General features: G+C 70.6%; 24 protein-coding genes and 2 pseudogenes. 18 read left to right on the forward strand and 8 right to left on the reverse strand.

Annotated features, from left to right (window positions below; genetic code table 11):
* Window positions 1-18 precede the first annotated feature (18 nt).
* Window positions 19-1,146: a YihY/virulence factor BrkB family protein gene (locus ACIBCU_RS18530; RefSeq protein ID WP_362936714.1), complete on the reverse strand. Its 1,128-nt coding sequence runs from the start codon at window positions 1,144-1,146 to the stop codon at window positions 19-21.
* Between the two features lie 17 nt (window positions 1,147-1,163).
* Here ACIBCU_RS18530 and ACIBCU_RS18535 point away from each other — a divergent pair, with 17 nt between their 5' ends.
* The 14 genes from ACIBCU_RS18535 to ACIBCU_RS18600 all read left to right on the forward strand — a co-directional run bounded on the left by ACIBCU_RS18535 (window position 1,164) and on the right by ACIBCU_RS18600 (window position 14,593).
* Complete coding sequence (locus ACIBCU_RS18535) at window positions 1,164-2,801, forward strand: acyl-CoA dehydrogenase family protein (RefSeq protein ID WP_362936711.1); 1,638 nt, start codon at window positions 1,164-1,166, stop codon at window positions 2,799-2,801.
* A gap of 272 nt (window positions 2,802-3,073) precedes the next feature.
* Complete coding sequence (locus ACIBCU_RS18540; protein ID WP_399232440.1) at window positions 3,074-4,366, forward strand: GAF domain-containing protein; 1,293 nt, start codon at window positions 3,074-3,076, stop codon at window positions 4,364-4,366.
* Between the two features lie 47 nt (window positions 4,367-4,413).
* Window positions 4,414-5,007: a GNAT family N-acetyltransferase gene (locus tag ACIBCU_RS18545; RefSeq protein WP_399232442.1), complete on the forward strand. Its 594-nt coding sequence runs from the start codon at window positions 4,414-4,416 to the stop codon at window positions 5,005-5,007.
* Between the two features lie 145 nt (window positions 5,008-5,152).
* On the forward strand, window positions 5,153-5,236 hold the full coding sequence (locus ACIBCU_RS18550) for a putative leader peptide (RefSeq protein WP_349817346.1): 84 nt from the start codon (window positions 5,153-5,155) through the stop codon (window positions 5,234-5,236).
* Window positions 5,237-5,350: 114 nt separating this feature from the next.
* Window positions 5,351-7,048, forward strand: a complete 1,698-nt coding sequence (locus ACIBCU_RS18555) for a nitrite/sulfite reductase (RefSeq protein WP_399232444.1) — start codon at window positions 5,351-5,353, stop codon at window positions 7,046-7,048.
* Window positions 7,045-7,227 (forward strand): hypothetical protein, encoded by a 183-nt coding sequence (locus tag ACIBCU_RS18560; protein ID WP_362936699.1) that lies wholly within the window; start codon window positions 7,045-7,047, stop codon window positions 7,225-7,227. The genes ACIBCU_RS18555 and ACIBCU_RS18560 overlap by 4 nt, the downstream gene beginning before the upstream one ends.
* Window positions 7,224-7,940: a phosphoadenylyl-sulfate reductase gene (locus ACIBCU_RS18565; protein WP_362936696.1), complete on the forward strand. Its 717-nt coding sequence runs from the start codon at window positions 7,224-7,226 to the stop codon at window positions 7,938-7,940. Before ACIBCU_RS18560 ends, ACIBCU_RS18565 begins: the two co-directional genes overlap by 4 nt.
* On the forward strand, window positions 7,940-8,509 hold the full coding sequence (gene cysC / locus ACIBCU_RS18570; protein WP_099174957.1) for an adenylyl-sulfate kinase: 570 nt from the start codon (window positions 7,940-7,942) through the stop codon (window positions 8,507-8,509). Before ACIBCU_RS18565 ends, cysC begins: the two co-directional genes overlap by 1 nt.
* Complete coding sequence (cysD, locus tag ACIBCU_RS18575; RefSeq protein ID WP_362936693.1) at window positions 8,506-9,441, forward strand: sulfate adenylyltransferase subunit CysD; 936 nt, start codon at window positions 8,506-8,508, stop codon at window positions 9,439-9,441. The genes cysC and cysD overlap by 4 nt, the downstream gene beginning before the upstream one ends.
* A gap of 2 nt (window positions 9,442-9,443) precedes the next feature.
* Window positions 9,444-10,790: a sulfate adenylyltransferase subunit 1 gene (locus ACIBCU_RS18580; RefSeq protein ID WP_399232447.1), complete on the forward strand. Its 1,347-nt coding sequence runs from the start codon at window positions 9,444-9,446 to the stop codon at window positions 10,788-10,790.
* Window positions 10,791-11,015: 225 nt separating this feature from the next.
* Window positions 11,016-12,131 (forward strand): aliphatic sulfonate ABC transporter substrate-binding protein, encoded by a 1,116-nt coding sequence (locus ACIBCU_RS18585; RefSeq protein WP_399232449.1) that lies wholly within the window; start codon window positions 11,016-11,018, stop codon window positions 12,129-12,131.
* 46 nt (window positions 12,132-12,177) lie between these two features.
* On the forward strand, window positions 12,178-12,969 hold the full coding sequence (locus tag ACIBCU_RS18590; protein WP_362936684.1) for an ABC transporter ATP-binding protein: 792 nt from the start codon (window positions 12,178-12,180) through the stop codon (window positions 12,967-12,969).
* Window positions 12,956-13,834, forward strand: coding sequence for an ABC transporter permease (locus ACIBCU_RS18595; protein WP_362936681.1), 879 nt, complete (start codon window positions 12,956-12,958; stop codon window positions 13,832-13,834). Before ACIBCU_RS18590 ends, ACIBCU_RS18595 begins: the two co-directional genes overlap by 14 nt.
* A 6-nt stretch (window positions 13,835-13,840) precedes the next feature.
* Window positions 13,841-14,593, forward strand: a complete 753-nt coding sequence (locus ACIBCU_RS18600) for a sirohydrochlorin chelatase (protein ID WP_362936678.1) — start codon at window positions 13,841-13,843, stop codon at window positions 14,591-14,593.
* Here ACIBCU_RS18600 and ACIBCU_RS18605 read toward each other — a convergent pair.
* From ACIBCU_RS18605 to ACIBCU_RS18635, 7 genes and pseudogenes are all read right to left on the reverse strand, one after another.
* A pseudogene (locus ACIBCU_RS18605) lies at window positions 14,590-15,130 on the reverse strand (DsbA family protein). The gene ACIBCU_RS18600 and the pseudogene ACIBCU_RS18605 overlap by 4 nt on opposite strands.
* An 83-nt stretch (window positions 15,131-15,213) precedes the next feature.
* The gene (locus tag ACIBCU_RS18610; RefSeq protein ID WP_399232453.1) at window positions 15,214-15,801 is read right to left on the reverse strand and encodes a TIGR03086 family metal-binding protein; all 588 of its coding nucleotides are present in this window, start codon (window positions 15,799-15,801) and stop codon (window positions 15,214-15,216) included.
* Window positions 15,802-15,864: 63 nt separating this feature from the next.
* Window positions 15,865-16,866 carry a ketopantoate reductase family protein gene (locus tag ACIBCU_RS18615; protein ID WP_399232455.1) on the reverse strand — a complete coding sequence of 334 codons (1,002 nt, stop codon included), beginning with the start codon at window positions 16,864-16,866 and terminating at the stop codon, window positions 15,865-15,867.
* Between the two features lie 103 nt (window positions 16,867-16,969).
* Window positions 16,970-17,887 carry a S1 family peptidase gene (locus ACIBCU_RS18620; protein ID WP_362936669.1) on the reverse strand — a complete coding sequence of 306 codons (918 nt, stop codon included), beginning with the start codon at window positions 17,885-17,887 and terminating at the stop codon, window positions 16,970-16,972.
* A gap of 551 nt (window positions 17,888-18,438) precedes the next feature.
* Window positions 18,439-18,834 (reverse strand): nuclear transport factor 2 family protein, encoded by a 396-nt coding sequence (locus tag ACIBCU_RS18625; RefSeq protein WP_362936666.1) that lies wholly within the window; start codon window positions 18,832-18,834, stop codon window positions 18,439-18,441.
* On the reverse strand, window positions 18,827-19,375 hold the full coding sequence (locus tag ACIBCU_RS18630; protein ID WP_399232459.1) for a DUF1697 domain-containing protein: 549 nt from the start codon (window positions 19,373-19,375) through the stop codon (window positions 18,827-18,829). Before ACIBCU_RS18630 ends, ACIBCU_RS18625 begins: the two co-directional genes overlap by 8 nt.
* A gap of 96 nt (window positions 19,376-19,471) precedes the next feature.
* Window positions 19,472-20,674 (reverse strand): S8 family peptidase, encoded by a 1,203-nt coding sequence (locus ACIBCU_RS18635; protein WP_399232461.1) that lies wholly within the window; start codon window positions 20,672-20,674, stop codon window positions 19,472-19,474.
* Window positions 20,675-20,965: 291 nt separating this feature from the next.
* Here ACIBCU_RS18635 and ACIBCU_RS18640 point away from each other — a divergent pair.
* From ACIBCU_RS18640 to ACIBCU_RS18655, 4 genes and pseudogenes are all read left to right on the forward strand, one after another.
* Window positions 20,966-21,202: pseudogene (locus ACIBCU_RS18640) on the forward strand (nucleotide sugar dehydrogenase); the annotation flags it as partial.
* 211 nt (window positions 21,203-21,413) lie between these two features.
* Entirely contained in the window at window positions 21,414-21,512 is a 99-nt protein-coding gene (locus ACIBCU_RS18645; protein WP_399232463.1) for a hypothetical protein, read from the forward strand.
* Window positions 21,513-21,532: 20 nt separating this feature from the next.
* A complete protein-coding gene (locus ACIBCU_RS18650) occupies window positions 21,533-21,703 on the forward strand; it encodes a hypothetical protein (protein WP_399233074.1) in 171 nt (56 codons plus the stop codon).
* Window positions 21,700-21,873, forward strand: a complete 174-nt coding sequence (locus tag ACIBCU_RS18655; RefSeq protein ID WP_399232466.1) for a hypothetical protein — start codon at window positions 21,700-21,702, stop codon at window positions 21,871-21,873. The genes ACIBCU_RS18650 and ACIBCU_RS18655 overlap by 4 nt, the downstream gene beginning before the upstream one ends.
* Window positions 21,874-21,973 lie beyond the last annotated feature (100 nt).

Below are 21,973 nucleotides of genomic sequence, written 5' to 3' on the forward strand. Positions count from 1 at the left end.
GGGAGAGCCCCCGGGTCCTCAGGGGGAATCCTTGTCCCGGTTCCCGTGCAGGCGGGACTTCACGTCGTCCGGGGGCAGGAAGCGTGACCAGCGCTCGGGGAATTCGGACGGCATGAACACGTCCTCCTCGTCGTCCTCGTCGGCGTACACGTCCCAGTTCGCGGCCCGTGCCACGAGCTCCGCGGCCTGGGCGGCCTTGATCCGGTCACTGGCGGCGCGGGCCGCGGCGGTGGCGAGCGAGGGCCAGACACGGTCGATCGCCGCGTTCACCGCGGCACCCACGAGTACGGCGAAGGCGGAGATCCCTATCCAGAGCAGGACCGCGATGGGCGCGGCCAACGAGCCGTAGATGGTGGGCCCTTCGACGGTGCTCGTCAGGTAGATCCGCAGCAGGAAGCTTCCCACCACCCACATCCCGAGCGCCACGAGCGCCCCGGGCACGTCCTCTATCCACGGCGAACGGACGGGGACGGACACGTGGTAGAGCGTCGTCAGGAACGCGATGGACAGCAGTATCACGAGCGGCCAGTACATGACCGCGAGCACCTCGGTGCCCCACGGGACGAACTCCACCACCCGGTCGGGACCGACCACCAGCAGCGGCAGCACCACCGCGCCCAGCAACAGCGCGACCACGTACAGCAGGAACGCGAGCAGACGGGTCTTGACGATGCCGCGGTGGCCGTCGAGCCCGTACATCACGGTGATGGTGTCGATGAAGACGTTCACCGCGCGCGAGCCCGACCAGAGCGCGATCGCGAAGCCGAGGGAGATGACGTCGGGGCGCGCGCCCGTGGTCACGTCGGCTATGAGGGGCTCGGCGATCTCCTTGACGCCCCGCTCGGAGAGCACCGTGTGCACCGCGCCCAGGATGTTGCGCTCGATGGAGGCGACCGTGGTGGTGGCTGTCCAGTCGTCGACGTAGCCGAGCAGCCCGATCAGGCCGAGCAGCAGCGGTGGCAGGGACAGCAGGGTGAAGAACGCCGCCTCGGCCGCGAGGCCGAGGATGCGGTACTCGATGCACGAATTGACCGTGTCCTTGAGCAACTGCCATGCCATCTGCCGCTTCGAGACGTTGCGGTAGAGGACTCGAGCCCGGTGGAGCCGACCCGGTGGCCGCTCGGGTGTTTCATTTGCTGCCTGCACCTCCTTACCGTATCGGCATGGCACCTAGCACCCACACAGTGACCAACCAGGTTCCGCCGCTGGTCGGCTATGACGTCTTCGCAGCCGACCGGGCACTGGCGGAGGCTGTCGAGCGGCATCTCGCGCCCGGAATCCGCGACGAGGCCCGGGAGGAGCTCAGCGGGCTGGGCCGGTCCGCCGGCTCCCTGCAGGCCCAGGAGTGGGGTGCGCAGGCCAACGAGAACCCGCCGAAGCTGCGTACGCACGACCGCTACGGGCACCGCATCGACGAGGTGGACTTCCACCCGGCCTGGCACCGGCTGCTGGGTCACGCGGTCACGGCCGGGCTGACGGACGCCTGGGGCAGGCAGGGCGGCCATGTCAGGCGCGCGGCCGGGTTCCTGGTCTGGACGCAGGCCGAAGCCGGCCACGGATGCCCGCTGTCGATGACGCACGCGGCGGTCCCGGCGCTGCGGACCGACCCCGCGCTGGCCGCGGAGTGGGAGCCGCTGCTGACGTCGCACGTGTACGAGGAGGGGCTGCGTCCCGCGTCACAGAAGGCCGGTGTGCTCTTCGGGATGGGCATGACGGAGAAGCAGGGCGGCACCGACGTGCGGTCCAACACCACCCGGGCCGAGCCGCTGGCCGGCGACGGGGAGTATCTGCTCACCGGCCACAAGTGGTTCTGTTCGGCGCCCATGTCGGACGGTTTCCTGGTGCTGGCGCAGGCGCCGGGCGGGCTGAGCTGCTTCCTCGTGCCGCGGGTCCTGCCGGACGGTGCGCGCAACGTCTTCGCGATCCAGCGCCTCAAGGACAAGCTGGGCAACAGGTCCAACGCCTCCAGCGAGGTCGAGTTCGACGGGACGTGGGCCCGCCGGGTCGGCGAGGAGGGGCGGGGGGTGCGCACCATCATCGAGATGGTGGCGGCGACCCGGCTGGACTGCGTGGTCGGTTCGGCGGCTCTGATGCGGCAGGCGGTGGCACAGGCGATCCACCACAGCGCCTACCGCAGCGCGTTCGGCGGGCTGCTGATCGACAAGCCGCTGATGCGTAACGTACTGGCCGACCTGGCCCTGGAGTCGGAGGCGGCGACGACGCTCGCGCTGCGGCTGGCCGCCGCCTACGACGCGGACACGGAGGAGGAGCGGGCCTTCCTGCGGATCGCGGTCCCTGCGGCCAAGTACTGGGTGACGAAGCGGTGCACCGCGGTGGTCGGGGAGGCACTCGAATGCCTCGGCGGCAACGGTTACGTCGAGGAGTCCGGAATGCCCCGGCTGCTGCGGGAGGCGCCGCTCAACTCGATCTGGGAGGGCTCGGGCAACGTACAGGCCCTCGATGTGCTGCGGGCGCTGCAGCGTGAGCCGCAGGCGCTCAACGCCTTCCTCCAGGAGGTCGGGAAGGCGCGGGGCGCGGACCACCGGCTCGACGCGGCGATCAAGGACCTGCTGACGGAGCTGGCCGACCTGGACGCCGTCGAGGCACGTGCCCGGCGACTGGTGGAGCGGATGACCCTGGTGCTGCAGGGCTCGCTGCTGCTGCGCTGGGCGCCGGCGGAGGTCGCGGACGCGTTCTGCGCCTCACGGCTGGGCGGGGACTGGGGCTCGGCCTTCGGGACGCTGCCGCACAGTCTGGATCTGGCCACGGTCGTGGAGCGGGCGCGGGCGCAGGAGGGGTAGTGATTCTGGCGGAACGGTGACAAACGACGGAGGGTGGTGCTGCGCCGACACGGCACCACCCTCCGCTTGTGCACCACCGCACGGCGGGTCGAGAACTCCCCGCACGGTGTTCTGCCACTCTCGTACGGTCTGCGGCCCGTTCACCAGAGTTGCAAAGGGTTGCAACCATTGCGCGGAGTACGAGTCAACGGGCACCCTGCACGGCAGGATGTGTCCTTTGGGCTGGGTTTCTCTCTTCCGGACCGGGCCCACGCTTTGTTGGGGGGACCGTCATGGGAACAGAGCCTGTCGCGCGACCGCGGCCGGAAGACGCCTCGTACCCGGCGCTGACCGAGCGCTTGGTCCACCGTGCACGGGAGGCCCGGCTGGCGGGCGAGCGTACGGCGGCCGCTCCGCGCGAGGAGATCGGCGCGTCCTGGGACCGTGCACTGCGCAGCGGGATCGATCCCGAGCAGTCGCCGGAGAGCAGACTGCTGGAGACCGACGAGATCGAGCACCGGCGCAGGGCCACCGCGCTCGGCATGGTCATGCCCGTGCTGCGGGAGGGACTGGCCACGATCGCGGACGCGGCGCAGCAGATCATGGTCGTCACCGACACGGAGGGCAGGATCCTGTGGCGTCAGGGACACTCGGCCGTGATGCGCCAGGCCAAGGACATCTGTCTGGAGGAGGGTGCCGCCTGGGCGGAGTCGGCGACGGGCACGAACGCCATCGGTACGGCACTCGCCGCACGCACGCCCATCCAGGTCCACTCCGCCGAGCACTTCATCCGCGCCCTGCACACCTGGACCTGCGCGGCGGCCCCGGTGCGAGACCCCCGGGACGGCCGTCTGATGGGCATCGTCGACATCAGCGGGCCCGCCTCCACCTTCCATCCGGCGACGCTGGCGCTGGTGGGTTCGGTGGCGGCGCTGGCGGAGAGCGAGCTGCGCGGCCGGCATCTGGTGGCGATCGAGCGGCTGCGCTCGGTGGCCGCGCCGCTCCTGTGCCGGCTGGGCGGCCGGGCGCTGGTGGTGGACACCCACGGCTGGCTGGCCGCCGTCAGCGGGATGCCTCCCGTGGACCGGCTGCCGCTGCCGAAGTCGCTGCAGCCGGGCACGGTGTGGCTGGCCGCGCTCGGGATGTGCCGGGTGGAGCCGCTGCCCGGCGGCTGGCTGGTCCAGGTCGCGGAGGGTACGCACGACCGCCCGCCGCGCCGGGTGGTGCTGGACCTGAGCCGGGAGCGGGGCCTCACGATCCATGTGACGGGCCCCGTGGGCAGCTGGACGCACCCGCTCTCGCCCCGTCACGCGGAGCTGCTGTACGCCCTGGCCCGGAACCGGGAGGGGCGCACCGCGGCCGAGCTGGCCGAGGACGTCTTCGGTGACGCCTCCAGGACGGTGACGGTGCGGGCCGAGATATCCCGGATACGCCGTCACCTCGCGGAGGTGCTGACCCATCGGCCCTACCGCTTCCGCGAAGGCGTCGAGGTGGAGGTGGTCCATCCGGACGTGCCGGCCGATCTGCTGCCCCGTTCGACGGCTCCGGTGGTGCTCAGGGCACGTATGCCCGCGGGGACGCTCTGACCCGGCCGGGTTTGGCCGGAGGTCGCGGCCGTGGTTTTCTGACCGCCATGAGCGACTCCACCCACTCCGCCACCGCCGTCTCCGACGTGACCGTCTGGTATCTGGAACAGACGTCGCCCGCCGACCTGAGCCCCGCCGCCCTCCCCGCGGACGGAGTGACGGTCGCGCGCTCGGAGATACCGCTGCCGGAGTTCAGCCGGTTCCTCTACACAGCGGTGGGCGCGGATGTCCGGTGGACCGACCGGCTGGACCACACCCACGCGCAGTGGCGGGCCTTCCTGAAGCGACCGGGGGTCGAGACCTGGGTGGCGTACGAGAACGGGACCCCGGCGGGGTTCATCGAGCTCGACGCCCAGGAGGACGGGGCCGTCGAAATCACGTACTTCGGCCTGATCCCGGCCTTCCGGGGCCGCCGGATCGGCGGGCACCTGCTGTCGTACGGCGTGGCGCGCGCCTGGGACCTCGCGGAGCGCCACCCGGAGCGGACCCCCACCAAGAGGGTGTGGCTGCACACCTGCTCCGACGACGGCCCGCACGCGATGGACAACTATCTGCGGCGGGGGTTCCGGCTGTTCGACACGAAGATCGAGCAGGAGCTCCAGGTCGCCCACCCCGGCCCCTGGCCCGGCGCGCACGCCTGATCGCACGCCCGACCACACACCCTCAGGTCGCTTTGTCGACAGCGAGGGCGTGACCGACACCACAGCGTCTCACGTATCGGGACCATCCCGTCCACATATTGGATCGTGGTGGACTGGCCCGAGATTCGCGTGACACGCTTCCGTCATGTCTGGAACTGGAATTGCCTTGGTGAGTCGGCGGCACGTCGACCTCGGCCGCATGTCCAGCGCCATCTGTCCGGTCCGCTGAGAGTCTCCAGCACCGCGATTTCCTGAAGTCCGCTCCACCCCCTGCGCACCGCCGCGCCTCACGCGAGTGTGCAGTTCAGAGCCGCCCTCCTGCAGTCCCGAAGGACGTATAGCCATGGCCGCCATCCCCGAGAAGCCTGCTACCGCCACGCCCCGCCGCAAGGCCGGACGTCACCGTGGTGAAGGTCAGTGGGCGATGGGTCACTACACCCCGCTCAACGGGAACGAGCAGTTCAAGAAGGACGACGACAGTCTCAACGTGCGGACGCGCATCGAGACGATCTACTCGAAGCGCGGATTCGACTCGATCGACCCGAACGACCTGCGCGGACGTATGCGCTGGTGGGGCCTGTACACCCAGCGCCGGCCCGGCATCGACGGCGGCAAGACCGCCGTCCTGGAGCCAGAGGAGCTGGACGACCGCTACTTCATGCTGCGCGTCCGCATCGACGGCGGAAAGCTGACCACCGCGCAGCTGCGCGTCATCGGCGAGATCTCGCAGGAGTACGCGCGCGGCACGGCCGACATCACCGACCGCCAGAACGTCCAGCTGCACTGGATCCGCATCGAGGACGTCCCGGCGATCTGGGCGAAGCTCGAAGCGGTCGGCCTCTCGACCACCGAGGCCTGCGGTGACTGCCCCCGTGTGATCATCGGTTCGCCCGTGGCCGGCATCGCCGCCGACGAGATCATCGACGGCACCCCCGCGGTCGAGGAGATCCACGAGCGCTACATCGGCAGCAAGGAGTTCTCCAACCTGCCGCGCAAGTTCAAGACCGCGATCTCCGGCTCGCCGGTCCAGGACGTGGTGCACGAGATCAACGACATCGCGTTCGTGGGCGTCGACCACCCCGAGCACGGCCCCGGCTTCGACCTGTGGGTCGGCGGCGGGCTCTCCACCAACCCGCGGTTCGCCGAGCGCCTGGGCGCCTGGGTGCCGCTGGACGAGGTCCCCGACGTCTGGGCCGGTGTCGTCGGGATCTTCCGCGACTACGGCTACCGCCGACTGCGCACGCGCGCCCGCCTGAAGTTCCTGATGGCCGACTGGGGTCCGGAGAAGTTCCGTCAGATCCTCGAGGACGAGTACCTCAAGCGCCCGCTCCTGGACGGTCCGCCGCCCGCGCAGCCCTCCTCCCGCTGGCGCGACCACATCGGTGTGCACCGGCAGCAGGACGGCCGTTTCTACGTCGGCTTCGCCCCCCGCGTGGGCCGGGTGGACGGCTCCACCCTCGCCAAGATCGCCGATCTGGCCGAGGCGCACGGCTCCGGCCGGGTACGCACCACCGTCGAGCAGAAGATGCTCATCCTCGACGTGGAGCAGGACCGGATCGAGTCACTGACCGCCGGTCTGGAGGCACTGGACTTCCAGGTGAACGCCTCCCCGTTCCGGCGCGGCACGATGGCCTGCACCGGCATCGAGTTCTGCAAGCTGGCGATCGTCGAGACGAAGGCGCGCGGCGCCGCGCTCATCGACGAACTGGAGCGCCGCCTGCCGGACTTCGAGGAGCCGCTGTCCATCAACATCAACGGCTGCCCCAACGCCTGCGCCCGCATCCAGACCGCGGACATCGGCCTCAAGGGCCAGCTCATGCTGGACGGCGACGGCAACCAGGTCGAGGGCTACCAGGTGCACCTCGGCGGCGCGCTCGGCCTGGAGGCCGGCTTCGGCCGCAAGGTCCGTGGTCTGAAGGTCACCTCGGCCGAACTCCCGGACTACGTCGAGCGGGTGCTCGGCAGGTTCCAGGAGGAGCGTGAGGAGGGCGAGCGCTTCGCGACCTGGGCGGCCCGCGCCAGTGCGGAGTCGCTGTCATGAGCGAACGAGCCGCGCCGTTCTACTGCCCCTACTGCGGCGACGAGGACCTGCGCCCGCACGAGGCCGGACACGGCGCCTGGGAATGTGCTTCCTGCAACCGCGCGTTCCAGTTGAAGTTCCTGGGCCTGCTGGCCCATGGGCTCCAGCGCGACGATTACGTCGAAGGGGACAGGACATGACGGACACGCTGCACGCTGCCGAACTCACCGACGAGGCCCTGAGGGAACTGGCCGAGCGGGCCGGGCGCGAGCTGGAGGACGCCTCCGCGAGCGACATCCTGAAGTGGGCCGCCGACACCTTCGGCAAGCGCTTCTGCGTCACCTCCTCCATGGAGGACGCGGTCGTCGCGCACCTGGCCTCCCGGGTCTTCCCCGGAGTGGACGTCGTCTTCCTGGACACGGGCTACCACTTCGAGGAGACCATCGGCACCCGGGACGCGGTGGACGCCGTGATGGACGTCAACCTCATCACGCTGACCCCGCGTCAGTCGGTGGCCGAGCAGGACGCCGAGTACGGACCGAAGCTGCACGACCGCGACCCCGACCTGTGCTGCGCTCTGCGCAAGGTCAAGCCGCTGGAGGAGGGGCTGACGGCGTACGCGGCCTGGGCGACCGGGCTGCGCCGTGACGAGTCCCCCACCCGGGCGAACACCCCGGTCGTGGGCTGGGACGAGAAGCGCCGCAAGGTCAAGGTCTCGCCGATCGCCCGCTGGACCCAGGACGACGTGGACGCGTACGTCGCCGAACACGGCGTACTGACCAACCCGCTGCTGATGGACGGTTACGCCTCCGTCGGCTGCGCGCCCTGCACCCGCCGGGTGCTGGAGGGTGAGGACGCACGGGCCGGCCGCTGGGCCGGACGGGGCAAGACCGAGTGCGGGCTGCACGGCTGATGACGACTGATCAGGAGATTTCGATGAGCGTGACGGAGACGGGAGCCACCGTCTGGCTCACCGGTCTGCCGAGCGCGGGCAAGACCACCATCGCCTACGAGCTGGCCGGCCGGCTGCGTGCCGACGGGCACCGGGTCGAGGTGCTCGACGGTGACGAGATCCGGGAGTTCCTCTCCGCGGGCCTCGGCTTCTCCCGCGAGGACCGGCACACCAACGTCCAGCGGATCGGCTTCGTCGCCGAACTGCTGGCAGCCAACGGTGTGAAGGCCCTCGTCCCGGTCATCGCGCCGTACGCCGACAGCCGTGACGCGGTGCGCAAGCGTCATCAGCAGGAGGGCACCGCGTATCTGGAGGTGCACGTCGCGACCCCGGTCGAGGTGTGCTCCGAGCGCGATGTGAAGGGGCTGTACGCCAAGCAGGCAGCGGGCGAGATCAGTGGTCTCACCGGGGTCGACGACCCCTACGAGGCACCCGAGTCGCCGGATCTGCGGATCGAGTCGCACCAGCAGACCGTGCAGGAGTCCGCAGCGGCGCTTCGTGCGCTGCTCACCGAGAGGGGCCTGGCGTGAGCACTGTCGCCACCGTGCCGGAAGGCACCGTCAACCCGTACGCACTGAGCCACCTGGACTCCCTGGAGTCGGAGGCGGTGCACATCTTCCGTGAGGTGGCGGGTGAGTTCGAGCGGCCGGTGATCCTCTTCTCCGGCGGCAAGGACTCGATCCTGATGCTGCACCTCGCGCTGAAGGCGTTCGCCCCCGCCCCGGTCCCCTTCACGCTGCTGCACGTGGACACCGGGCACAACTTCCCCGAGGTACTCGAATACCGCGACCGCACCGTGGAGAAGCACGGGCTGCGCCTGCATGTCGCCTCCGTCCAGGAGTACATCGACGCGGGCAAGCTCCGCGAGCGCCCCGACGGCACCCGCAACCCCCTGCAGACGGTCCCGCTGACCGAGGCCATCCAGCAGCACCGCTTCGACGCCGTCTTCGGCGGCGGACGCCGCGACGAGGAGAAGGCCCGCGCCAAGGAACGCGTCTTCTCCCTGCGCGACGAGTTCTCCCAGTGGGACCCCCGCCGTCAGCGCCCCGAGCTGTGGCAGCTCTACAACGGCCGCCACGCCCCCGGCGAGCACGTCCGCGTCTTCCCCATCTCCAACTGGACCGAGCTCGACGTCTGGCAGTACATCGAGCGTGAGGGCATCGAACTCCCGGAGATCTACTTCGCCCACGAGCGCGAGGTCTTCAGCCGCTCCGGCATGTGGCTCACCGCGGGCGACTGGGGCGGCCCCAAGGACCACGAGAAGGTCGAGACCCGCCAGGTGCGCTACCGCACCGTCGGCGACATGTCCTGCACCGGCGCCGTCGACTCCGACGCCACCACCCTGGACGCCGTGATCACCGAGATCGCCGCCTCCCGGCTCACCGAGCGGGGTGCCACCCGCGCCGACGACAAGATGTCCGAGGCCGCGATGGAAGACCGCAAGCGCGAGGGGTACTTCTAACCATGACCAGCACCACGACCGAGCAGCTCTCGGCCACCACCCTGCTGCGGTTCGCCACCGCGGGGTCCGTCGACGACGGCAAGTCCACCCTCGTCGGACGCCTCCTGCACGACTCCAAGTCGGTCCTCACCGACCAGCTCGAAGCCGTCGCGCTGGCCTCCACCAACCGCGGCCAGGAGGCGCCCGACCTGGCGCTGCTGACCGACGGACTGCGCGCCGAACGCGAGCAGGGCATCACCATCGACGTGGCCTACCGCTACTTCGCCACGCCCCGCCGCCGGTTCATCCTGGCCGACACCCCCGGCCATGTGCAGTACACCCGCAACATGGTCACCGGCGCCTCCACCGCCGAGCTCGCCGTCGTCCTGGTCGACGCCCGCAACGGCGTGGTCGAACAGACCCGCCGCCACGCCGCCGTCGCCGCCCTGCTGCGCGTCCCCCACGTCGTCCTCGCCGTCAACAAGATGGACCTCGTGGAGTACGCGGAGCCCGTGTTCGCGGCGATAGCGGAGGAGTTCACCGCGTACGCCGCCTCGCTCGGCGTCCCGGAGATCACCGCGATCCCGATCTCCGCGCTGGCCGGCGACAACGTCGTGGAGCCGTCCGCGCACATGGACTGGTACGGCGGCCCGACCGTCCTGGAGCACCTGGAGACGGTGCCGGTCAGCCATGACCTGACCGAGTGCCACGCCCGCTTCCCGGTCCAGTACGTGATCCGCCCGCAGACCGCCGAGCACCCCGACTACCGGGGGTACGCCGGTCAGATCGCCGCCGGGGTGTTCCGGGTCGGTGAGACGGTCTCGGTGCTGCCGTCCGGGCGCACCACGACGATCGAGGGCATCGACGCGCTCGGCGAGAGCGTCGACATCGCCTGGGCCCCGCAGTCGGTGACGATCCGGCTGGCCGACGACATCGACGTCTCGCGCGGCGACCTGATCGCACCGAGCTCGGACACGCCCGCCACCACGCAGGACGTCGAGGCGACCGTCTGCCACGTGGCCGACCAGCCGCTCACGGTGGGCCAGCGGGTGCTGCTCAAGCACACCACCCGCACGGTCAAGGCGATCGTCAAGGAGATCCCGTCGCGGCTCACGCTGGACGACCTCTCCCAGCACCCGGCCCCCGGGCAGCTGGTGGCGAACGACATCGGCCGGGTCGTCGTACGTACCGCCGAGCCGCTCGCGCTCGACGCCTACGCCGACTCGCGGCGCACCGGCTCGTTCCTGCTGATCGACCCGGCCGACGGCACGACGCTGACGGCCGGCATGGCGGGCGCCTCGTTCGCCGCCGTGACCGACGGGGACGCGGACGCGGACACCTCCGCCGAGGACGCGGAGTGGGACTTCTGATGATCGCCGACTTCTTCTCGACCTTCGCGAAGGAGGGCGGCCGGGTCGGCAGCGGCGCCCTCGGCAGCGGCCAGGGCGGGGTCGGGCGATGTGCGTGATGACGTACGCGCACTGCCTGCGCGCCCGCTCGCACCGCCAGTTCAGACGAAGACCTGCCGATCGCCCGGCCGCGCCACCTGGTCCCATGGGGACGTGAGCACCGGGCCGACGAGAGGAATGCCTCCCGTGCCTGCCACCCGTACCACTCTCCGCCGCAGCCTCGCCGCTGCCGCCGCTCTGCCGCTGCTCGCCGTGGCGGTCACCGCCTGCGGCTACGGTTCCGAGGCGAAGGACGACGACTCCGCGAAGTCGAACGTCTCCGCCGGCGGGAAGAAGCTCTCGGCCGACACCGTGAAGATCGGTTACTTCCCGAACCTCACGCACGCCACCGCCCTGGTCGGTATCCAGGAAGGCCTCATCGCCAAGGAGCTGGGCGGCACCACGGTCAAGCCCTCGACGTTCAACGCCGGGCCCTCCGAGATCGAGGCGCTCAACGCGGGTTCGATCGACATCGGCTTCATCGGCCCCTCCCCCTCGATCAACGGCTACAGCAAGTCCAAGGGCCAGAGCCTGCGGATCGTCGGCGGCTCGGCCTCCGGCGGCGTGAAGCTCGTCGTGAACCCGAAGAAGATCAAGACCCTGGACGACATCAAGGGCAAGAAGATCGCCACCCCGCAGCTCGGCAACACGCAGGACGTGGCGTTCCTCAACTGGATCTCCGAGAAGGGCTGGAAGGTCGACGCCCAGAGCGGCAAGGGCGACGTCTCCGTGGTCCGTTCGGACAACAAGGTGACTCCGGACGCCTTCAAGTCGGGTTCCCTGGACGGCGCCTGGGTCCCGGAGCCGACCGCCTCGAAGCTGGTCGCCGAGGGCGGCAAGGTCCTGCTCGACGAGTCGACTCTGTGGCCGGACGGCAAGTTCGTCATCACGAACATCATCGTGTCGCAGAAGTTCCTCTCCGAGCACCCGGACGTCGTCGACGCGGTGCTGCGCGGCACGGTGAGCACCAACAAGTGGATCAACGCCAACCCGGACAAGGCGAAGGCCTCGGCCAACGCGGCGCTCAAGGAGCTGGGCGGCAAGGCCCTGCCCGCCGAGGTCCTCGACCCGGCCTGGGAGTCCATCCAGATCACCGACGACCCGCTGGCCGCCACGCTCGAGGCCCAGGCGGCCCACGCGGTCAAGGCCGGCCTGCTGGAGAAGCCCGACCTCGACGGCATCTACGACCTGAAGCCGCTGAACAAGATCCTCAAGGCCGCGGGACAGCCCCAGGCCGCCGACGCCGGTCTCGGCGTCAAGTAAGCCCGACCGCATCAGGATCACTGACGACTCCCAGGAGGTGACGACCATGGCGACCACCACCCTCACCAAGGCCGAGGACCGTGCAGCGGTCGAGCACGCCGCTCGCATCACGAACGTGTCCAAGTCCTTCGCCGGGCCCACGGGGCAGCAGCTCGTCCTGGACGACATCACGCTCGATGTCGCTCCGGGCGAGTTCGTCACCCTCCTGGGAGCATCCGGGTGCGGCAAATCGACCCTGCTCAACCTGGTGGCCGGACTCGACCGCCCGACCGCGGGCTCCATCGAGACCCCCGGCGGGCGGCCGGCTCTGATGTTCCAGGAGCACGCCCTCTTCCCGTGGCTGACCGCGGGCAAGAACATCGAACTCGCCCTGCGGCTGCGCGGGGTATCGAAGTCGGACCGCCGCCCGGAGGCGGAACGGCTGCTCGAACTCGTGCGCCTCGGCGGGGCGTACGGGAAGCGGGTGCACGAGCTCTCGGGCGGGATGCGCCAGCGCGTGGCGATGGCCCGGGCGCTCGCCCAGGACAGCCGGCTGCTGCTGATGGACGAGCCGTTCGCCGCGCTCGACGCGATCACCCGCGACGTGCTGCACGACGAACTGACCCGGATCTGGCGGGAGACGAACGCCTCCGTCCTCTTCGTCACCCACAACGTGCGTGAGGCGGTGCGACTCGCCCAGCGCGTCATCCTGCTGTCGTCGCGTCCCGGCCGGATCGCCCGGGAGTGGACGGTCGACATCGAGCAGCCTCGCCGCATCGAGGACACCGCCGTGGCGGAGCTGTCCGTCGAGATCACCGAACAACTGCGTGGGGAGATCCGCCGACATGGCCAGCACTGAAACGAAGGCCGACGACCTGGCGGGTCTCGAGGCGGGCCTGGACGCCCTCGACGCCGTACAGGTACGCAGGACGCCGACCCGCGAGATCCTGCTCAACAAGGTCCTGCCGCCGGTCGTCGCGGTCGTCCTGGTGGTCCTCGTCTGGCAGCTGCTGGTCTGGGCGAAGGTCACCGACGACTACAAGCTCCCGCCGCCGGCGGCGGTCTGGGACAGCCTGACCGACATGTGGCTGCAGGGCACCCTGCTGGAGGTCATCTGGACCAGCGTGTCGCGCGGTCTGCTCGGCTTCGTGATGGCCGTCGCGATCGGCACCCCGCTGGGTCTGCTGGTGGCACGGGTGAAGGTGGTCAGGGCGGCGATCGGGCCGATCCTCTCCGGGCTGCAGTCCCTGCCGTCGGTGGCGTGGGTGGCTCCGGCCATCATCTGGCTGGGGCTCGACGACAAGACGATGTACGCGGTGATCCTGCTCGGCGCGGTCCCCTCGGTCGCCAACGGCCTGGTCTCCGGCGTCGACCAGGTACCCCCGCTGTTCCTGCGCGCGGGCCGCACGATCGGTGCGACGGGGCTGCGCGGGACGATCCACATCGTCCTGCCGGCGGCGCTGCCCGGTTATCTGGCGGGCCTCAAGCAGGGCTGGGCGTTCTCCTGGCGCTCGCTGATGGCCGCCGAGATCATCGCGTCCTCGCCCGACCTGGGCCTGGGGCTCGGCCAGTTGCTGGAGAACGGCCGGAACAACTTCGACATGCCGGGGATCTTCCTGGCGATCCTCCTGATCCTGTTCGTCGGCATCGCGATCGACCTGCTGATCTTCAGCCCGCTGGAGCGGCGGGTGCTGCGCAGCCGCGGTCTCCTCGTGAAGGGCTGATCTCCCATGGCCTCCCCCGTCCTGCTCGTCATCGCCCACGGCAGCCGCGACCCGCGGCACGCGGCGACCGTCCACGCGCTCACCGCGCGGGTACGGTCGCTGCGGCCCGGGCTGCGTGTGGAGACGGGCTTCCTGGAGTTCAACGCCCCGTCCGTGCCCAGGGTGCTGGAGCGCCTGGCCGCGGAGGGGGCGGGCGAGGTCGTCGCGCTCCCCCTGCTGCTGACCCGGGCCTTCCACGCCAAGTCGGACATCCCCTCGGTGCTGCGCGAGGCCCGCGCACGGCTGCCGCGGCTGCGGATCGGCCAGGCCGAGGTCCTCGGCCCGTCCCCGCTGCTGAACGCCGCACTGGAACAGAGGCTGTACGAGGCCGGGGTCTCCCCCGGCGACAAGAGCTCGACCGGGCTGGTCCTGGCCTCGGCGGGCTCCACAGACCCGGAGGCGATCGCAGTGATCGCTGAAATCGCGCGGGAGCTGCGGCACACCGGTTGGTGCGCCGTGCGGCCTGCGTTCGCCTCCGCATCCCTCCCCCGCACCGCCGACGTCGTACGCGCCCTGCGGGCCGACGGCGTACGGCGGGTCGCGGTCGCGCCGTACGTCATCGCCCCCGGCCGTCTCCCCGACCGCATCGCGGCGGGGGCGGAGGAGGCCGGGGCGGATGTGCTGGCCGGCGTCCTGGGGCCGTCCCCCGCGCTGGGCCGGCTGCTGCTGACCCGGTACGACGAGGCCCTCGTTCCGGTCGACGGGGCGTTGAGCGCTTAAGGCCTCTCACCGAGGTCCAGGCTCCCGGTGCGCTCGCGCTTCAGCTCGAAGAAGTCCGGGTGGCCGACGAGAACCCGGAAGCTGTCGAAGAGCAGCGCCGCCTCCTGGCCGCGGGGCACGGAGTTGAGTACCGGGCCGAAGCAGACGGTACCGTCGACGTGGATCGTGGGAGTGCCGACGTAGGAACCGGCAACGGGGTCCTTCCCCCGGTCATGGCTACGGCGTACGGCCTCGTCGTACGTGTCGGTGTGCGCGGCCTCTGTAGAGGTCCCTGAGGACGCCGGGCCCGTGGTCCGCCGCTGCGGCGGCGACCCGGACGGGGCCGATCGACCGGTCGACCAGCTCCCGGTACCACGCGGGGAGTTCGTTGCCGGTGTTGTGCAGATGGAGGCTCATGACGTGGAAACGGAGCTCGATGTCGCGCTCGCGCTCCACCTCCAGCATCCATCGGGAGGCGATCCAGGCGAACGGGCAGGCGGGGTCGAAGGAGAAGTCGACCGCCGTCCTGCCCGCTGTCTCGTTCACGTGAGTGCTCATGCGAGGAGCCCAGGGAGACCGTGGCCCACGGTTCTGGGCCATTCGGACGGCATTGTGCTGGGCCACCGGTGCCGCGTGACGCGTCAGACCACGGCGGCTCGGCGCGGATCGCGGCCGCTGAGAGCCAGCGCGCGCTCGAAGTCGGACGCGGCGGCGGGCGGGGTGACCTCAGCGGCGAATCCCTCGTACTGCCGGTAGAGCGCGGCCGTCCCCTCGACCGTTTCGAGGAGGCAGGCCGCCGCAGGCCCGGAGAGTCGGAACTCCTGTCCCGTGGCCCGGGCCACGTCCCAGCCGTGCAGCACCGTCTCCATGAGAAGCATCGCCGCCATCTCCCGGGCGGGTGTGGAGCCGTGCCCGGTGTCGACGGTGCCCTCCCGGGCCGCCGGGTCGGACCAGGCGGCGACCGCGCGTTCCAGTTGGGCCGCGTACCGCTCGGGCCAGTCGGGGTCGGCCGTGAAGTCACGGGCCGTCAGCTCGTCGGGGATGGGGGTGCGCAGGGCCCGGTGCTCCAGTCCGTACGCACTGTAGAGCACCCAGTGGTTGATCAGTTCCCGCAGGTCCCAGCCGTGGCAGGCGGTCGTGGAGGTGAGCGGCAGCGTGGCCCCGATGCCCCGGGCGACCCGGGCGGACTCCGTGGCGCATTCGGCCATGTGTGTGTACGCGTTCTGCATGCACCCATCGTGCGTTCCGCCCGGCGGCCGGGTCTTGAAGAAATGCGACAAGGTGCTCGGGTCTCAGGACGCCGCGTCCGCCAGGGCGGTGAGTTCGGCGACCGTCATCGAGCCGGCGGCGCGCCGCTCCCGGGCGAAGGCGTTCGCGGTGCGCCGCAGCACCTCGTTGACCGGTGTCGGGATGCCGTGCAGCCGGCCGAGCACGACGATCTCGCCGTTGAGGTAGTCGGCCTCGATGGTGCCCGTGCCCCGGCTGAGACTCTGCCAGGACGAGCCGCCGCCACGCTCGGACCCGTCGAACGGGTCGAAGCGGATCCTGCCGCCGCGGGCCTCCTCCTGCTCCCCGCTTCCCGTGGCCTCGATGCTGGCCGCCGCGAGCACCGCCCGTCCTTCCGCCCGGGCCCGGTCGAAGAGGGCGAATCCGTCGGGGCCGTCGAGCACACCGGCGACCGCCTCGATCGCGTTGGCGAGGTTGGAGAGCAGCTTGGCGTACTTCCAGCGCATCACGTCGGGGACAACGGGGGCCTCCAGCTTCGCCTTCTCCCAGTCCGCGGAGACGGCGCGCACCGTGTCGTCGGCACCGGACGGATACCGGCCGAGGTGGAGGATGCCGGTGAGCGGGGCTCCGGCGGCGAGGACCCTGCCCGGTTCCACGAAGCTCGCGGGGAGGTAGACGCAGCAGCCGTAGACGCGGTGGAACCGGCGCAGGGCCAGGCGTTCGCTCTCGACGCCGTTCTGCGCACAGATCAGGGGGAGCCGCTCGCCCGCGGTTCCGCCGCCCGCCACGGGCCGTGCGCTCCAGGCGTCGAGGGCGGCGACGCTGTCCTGGGTCTTGACGGCGAGGACGAGGGCGTCGTCCGGACCGAGGTCCAGTGCCTCCGGGCCGTCGACGACGGGGAGGCGGTGGGTGCGGGTGCCCTCGGGTGTGGTGAGGCGCAGCCCGTCCTCGCGCAGGGCGTCGTACTGCGCTCCGCGCGCGACGAGCACCACCTCGTGGCCCGCCTCCGCCAGCCGTCCGCCTATGGCGCCGCCGACGGCGCCGGTTCCCACGATGATGTAACGCATACCCGCGAGCCTGGCACAGCGCCCGCCCGCACGGGAAGCGGCCACGACAACGGGCCGCGCTCGGTGAGCGCGGCCCGTCGGCAGGTGGTGCGGTGCGTGAGGTCTAGAAGACGCTGACGCCGTAGGCGCTCAGCGCCTCGGTGACCGGCTGGAAGAACGTGGTGCCGCCGGAGGAGCAGTTGCCGCTGCCGCCGGAGGTGAGGCCCAGTGCCGTGGTGCCGGAGAAGAGCGAGCCGCCGCTGTCGCCGGGCTCGGCGCAGACGTTGGTCTGGATCATGCCGTAGACGATGTCACCGCCGCCGTAGTTCACGGTGGCGTTGAGGCCGGTGACGGTCCCGCTGTGGACTCCGGTGGTGGAGCCGCTGCGCTTCACGGACTGGCCGACGCTGGGGGTCGCGGCGGAGGTGATGTCCTGGTAGCTGCCGTTGTAGAGGTAGACCCGGCCGTCCGCGGCGGCGGAGCTCGAGTGCCGGATGAGCCCGTAGTCGTTGGTCGGGAAGCTGGAACCTGCCCGCGTGCCGAGCGTGGTGGTCTGACCGGAGTTGGTGTACCAGGTGCTGCCTATCTCGGTGCAGTGCCCGGCGGTCAGCGCGTAGTAGGTGCTGCCGCTGCGGACGTTGAAGCCGAGGGAGCAGCGTCCGCCGCCGGCGTAGATGGCCTGGCCGCCCGCGATGAGCTTGTTGAACGTGCCCTCCGTGCGGTTGATGTCGGCCTTCGCGCCCGAGTCGGTGACCGACTTCTTGATCGTGGCGATCTCGGCGGCGGTGACCGTGCTGTCGACGGTCACGACGACCTTGCCGGTGCTCGCCTCGGTGTACCAGGCGGTGCCCGCGATGTCGGCACCGCGTACGGCGGAACTGGCGTCGGCCAGCTCGGCCTTCGTCACGGTGGTGTCCGGTGCCGCCTGGGCGACCGCAGTGGGCGCCGCGAGCGCCACGGCGGTGACCAGACCTGAGGTCGCGGCGATGAGACGGGCGCGTCTGGAGATCGAGGAGAGAGGGGCGAAGCGCTTGAAGGTCACAGGATCCTCCGTCATTGGGGGGTGTCCGGTCCGCTGGGTGGGCGGGCCGGAGTATGCGGCTGTCCGCGACCAGTGGTTTCTAGTCGTGGACCTGCCAACCGCACGTCTCGAATCCTTGACTCCGCTTGATCCGGTGACAAGGACGTCTTCCGGACCGGGACGGAGAACGGACCCTGAACTCCGATATGCGTGCGGATGGCCTCCGAACAACGGCGTCCGCTCACCGAACGGAGGAGGGCAGCGAATTGCAGCAAAGCCGGTAACGGGGAGCGGACGTCGGCCGCTGTCTACGCGCATCGCGTTCAACAACACCACCCCCGCCCGGAAAGCGCGGCGGCGCGGCTCTCCGCGGCCCGGACCGGGCCCGTCGGGGCACGGCCCGTTCGGGTGGCTTACCGGCGTTTTGCCCGGCGGCTCCAGATGGCCGGAATCAGCCCCTCCGGCGAAAACCGGCCGGGCGCCGGGCATAGATCAGACCGGCGCGGCACTCTTGCGGGGCCGCCCGGGCGTGTGCTGCGGGGGGTGTGAGGGGACCGGCGGGAAGCGCCGGCTCAGACCTCGGCGAACGGATCGTCGATGAAGGGCGTCGCCTGGTGGAAGTAGAGCAGCCAACCGTCCCCCGTCAGCCGCCACAGTGAACTGCGGTGGGACCGCAGGCCCTGGGACTCCGTGTCGAAGGTGAGATGGACCAGGTCCGGTGCGAGCTGGTCGCCCCGCATCCGTGACGCGGTGAGCGGGACGGGAGGCGGAGCACCCGGGTCCGCGTCCGGTTGCGTGAGCATGGCGATGATCGTGTCCCGCTGCCAGAGGCGGCCGCTGGTGCCGATCTCCCGGAAGTCCGGGTGCAGCAGCGTGACCAGCGCATCGGCGGAGGCCCGCACCACGGGGTCGAGGAGGCGGAGCTCGCCCTCGATGGCTGCGGCCACGGCGGGCGAGTGCTCAGTCACGCGTCATCTCCACAAGCTTGACCACGGTGTTCCAGTTGCGGCTCGTGGCGACGAGGCCGCGGATGAAGGCGGGCCGCCCGAGCGCCACGGCGAGCTTGGAGCGCCCGAGCCCGTCGGGCGCGTACAGATAGAGGGCGCGGTCCCCCAGCCGGAACTCTTCGGGGCGGAAGGCGTCGGCGTCGAGCGAGGCGAACCGCGCGGCGTCTACGGCCTGGTCGAAGTAGGTGACGTGCAGCTGCTTCGCCTCGAGCTCGGCGGCCGGAAAGGGACAGGCGTCGGCCACGCCCGCGAGATAGGCGCCCGAGCGGACGAGGCAGTCGACCGGAAAGCCGAACCGTTCCTCGATCCCCCGCTCCAGCTCGGCGGCCAGGGCGCTCTCGTCGCCCGACACACTGCGGAACACGGCGTTGCCGCTCTGCAGATGGGTGGCGACGTCCTGGTGTCCCAGCTCCCCGAGCAGCGCACGGAGTTCCGCCATGGGAACCCGCCGGTGACCGCTGACGTTGACCCCGCGCAGCAGCGCCGCGTACATCGTGCTCATCCCCCCACCCTAGATCTTTTTCCACCGGCGACGGCCGCCGCGCCCCGTGGGGGAGGGCGCGGCGGCCTCCTGCATGCTCTACCCGGCCTGCCCGGCCTATTCCACGATCTTCAGGAGCTTGTTCGCCGTGCCCTCGGTCGCGTTGGAGATGGCGTCCGGGGTGGCTCCTTCGGTCAGTGCCGTGGCGACCTCCTCGGGCGTGGCGTCCGGGTGTCCGCCGAGGTAGACGGCGGCGGCACCGACGACGTGCGGGGTCGCCATGGACGTGCCCGAGATGGTGTTCGTGCCGTCGTCGCTGTCGTTCCAGTCCGACGTGATGTCCGAACCGGGGGCGTAGATGTCCACGACCGAACCGAAGTTGGAGAACGACGACTGCTCGTCGTCCACCGTGGACGAGGCGACGGTGATGGCCTCGGGGACGCGGGAGGGGGAGCCCTCGCCCGCGTCGCTCGACTCGTTGCCCGCGGCGACCGCGAAGGTGACGCCGGAAGCGATGGCCTTCTGTACGGCGGCGTCGAGGGCCGGGTCCGCGGATCCGCCGAGGCTCATGTTGGCGACGGACGGGCCCTCGTGGTTCGCGGTGACCCAGTCGATGCCCGCGACGACCTGCTCGGTGGTGCCCGAACCCGCGTCGTCCAGGACGCGGACGGCCACGATCTTCGCCTTCTTGGCCACGCCGTGGGCCGCGCCCGCGATGGTTCCGGCCACGTGGGTGCCGTGCCCGTTGCCGTCGTCGGCGTCGTCGTCGTTGTCCACGGCGTCGAAGCCCGAAGTGGCGCGGCCCTCGAAGTCCTTGTGAGTGACGCGGACACCGGTGTCGATGACGTACGCGGTGACGTCCCCGCCGGCGGCGTCCGGGTAGGTGTACGCGCCGTCACCGGCGGTCTCGGCCTGGTCGATCCGGTCCAGACCCCAGGACGGCGGGTTGTCCTGGGTGGCGTCGACGTGGAACTTCTTGTTCTGGACGACCTTGGAGACGGCCGGGTCGGCGGCGAGCCGCTTGGCCTCGGTCTCCGAAAGTCCGCTGGCCGAGAAGCCGTTGATGGCCGACTTGTAGTTCCGCTGGAGCGTGCCGCCGTACTCCTCGGCCAGGCCGGCCTTGTCGGCCTTCTGGTCCAGCATCACGATGTAGCTGCCGGAGACGGCTGTCGCCGCGTCCGCGCCGTAGACGGTGCCCGTCGCGGGGGCCGTGGCGGCTCCGGCGAACGGGGTGGTGAGCAGGGTGACACCGGCGGCCGCTGCCACTGCGGTTATCGCGGCGGTGAGCTTGACCGAACGCACACGCTTGTGAATTGCCATGAAGAGGGGTCTCCTCGTCATTCTTTTGTGGGGGGATTGGCCCTCGGCCGGAAGATCTCCGGGGGCTGCCTCGAAACACTGCTCGATTGACGCGCCCAGATCAAGACCTTCATGTAGCCGTCACGCACTCGGCAACCTTTCGTCACAGAAAACCTGCACACTCCCCGCCATGTCGGGCAAACTGCCGGGCCTCCGACCGAACATGAGGACGTACACGGGTTCCGGTCGTGTGAACTTCGCGCGATCGAACACGCATAACCGCACTTCATTGCTATTGAACGCGGGAACGGAATGTCATGTTTCGGTTGTGCACACCCTCAGCAGCCCACCCCATTAGCCGACCCCGCCGCGGTCACGGGCACGGACGCGGTGGTCATCTGCGTGCCGACCCCGGTCGACAGGGAGCTCGTGCCCGATCCGCGCGCGCTGACCGCGGCCTGCGCATCGGTGGTGGCCCACGCGGTGCCGGGGCAGCTGCTGGTCCTCACCTCGACCAGCTATGTCGGCACCACGCGTGACCTCCTCGTCGAACCGCTCGCGGCACGGGGACTGCGGCCCGGCAGCGATGTCTTCGTGGCGTTCACGCCGAGCGGACCGACCCTGGGAACCCCGCCCACTCCCCCGACCGGACCCGCGCGTCATCGGCGGCGTCACTCCCCGGTCCACCGAACTCGCCGCCTCCTTGCTGGCCGGAACCGCACCCTCCGTCCCCCGGGTGGACAGCCCGGAGACAGCGGAGATGAGCAAGCTGTGGGAGAACATCTTCCGGGCGGTCAACCTCGCACTGGCGAACGAACTGACGGAGAGTTGCCTGGAGTTCACACTGGATACGCCCTGACCTTCCGCCGCCGCGACGGCATGGCCGTTCTCAAGCGCAAACACCCGGCGCCGGGCCCGCCCGTGGACGAGGAGGGCGCCTACACCACGCTCGCGACGGCGGATCACGCCCTCGCCGACGGCCGGTGGCACCAGATTTCGGCCACGGTGACCACCCGGGGCGACGACCGGGTCCGGATCGCGCGTCCGTGAAGGGACGGACGGTCCTCGACGCGGAGGACCAGGAACCGGGCCGGCTGACGGAGGCGGGCGGGGTCGGGCTGCGCGGCGACAACACCGAGATGGCCTTCTTCGGCTTCACGGCACGGGACCACACCGGCTGCCGTCCCCCGCACCGCCCGGCAGAAGGAACGTACCCGTGAACGCCCTCCACCAGCCGCAGGCCGGCCCGGTGGAGGGCGGCCGGACCGCGGTCGCCGTCGACGGAGACGCAACGTCTCGCCCAACCTGTTTCGGGTCCGC

This window comes from Streptomyces sp. NPDC051064 (genome assembly GCF_044455985.1).
Taxonomy (GTDB): Bacteria; Actinomycetota; Actinomycetes; order Streptomycetales; family Streptomycetaceae; genus Streptomyces.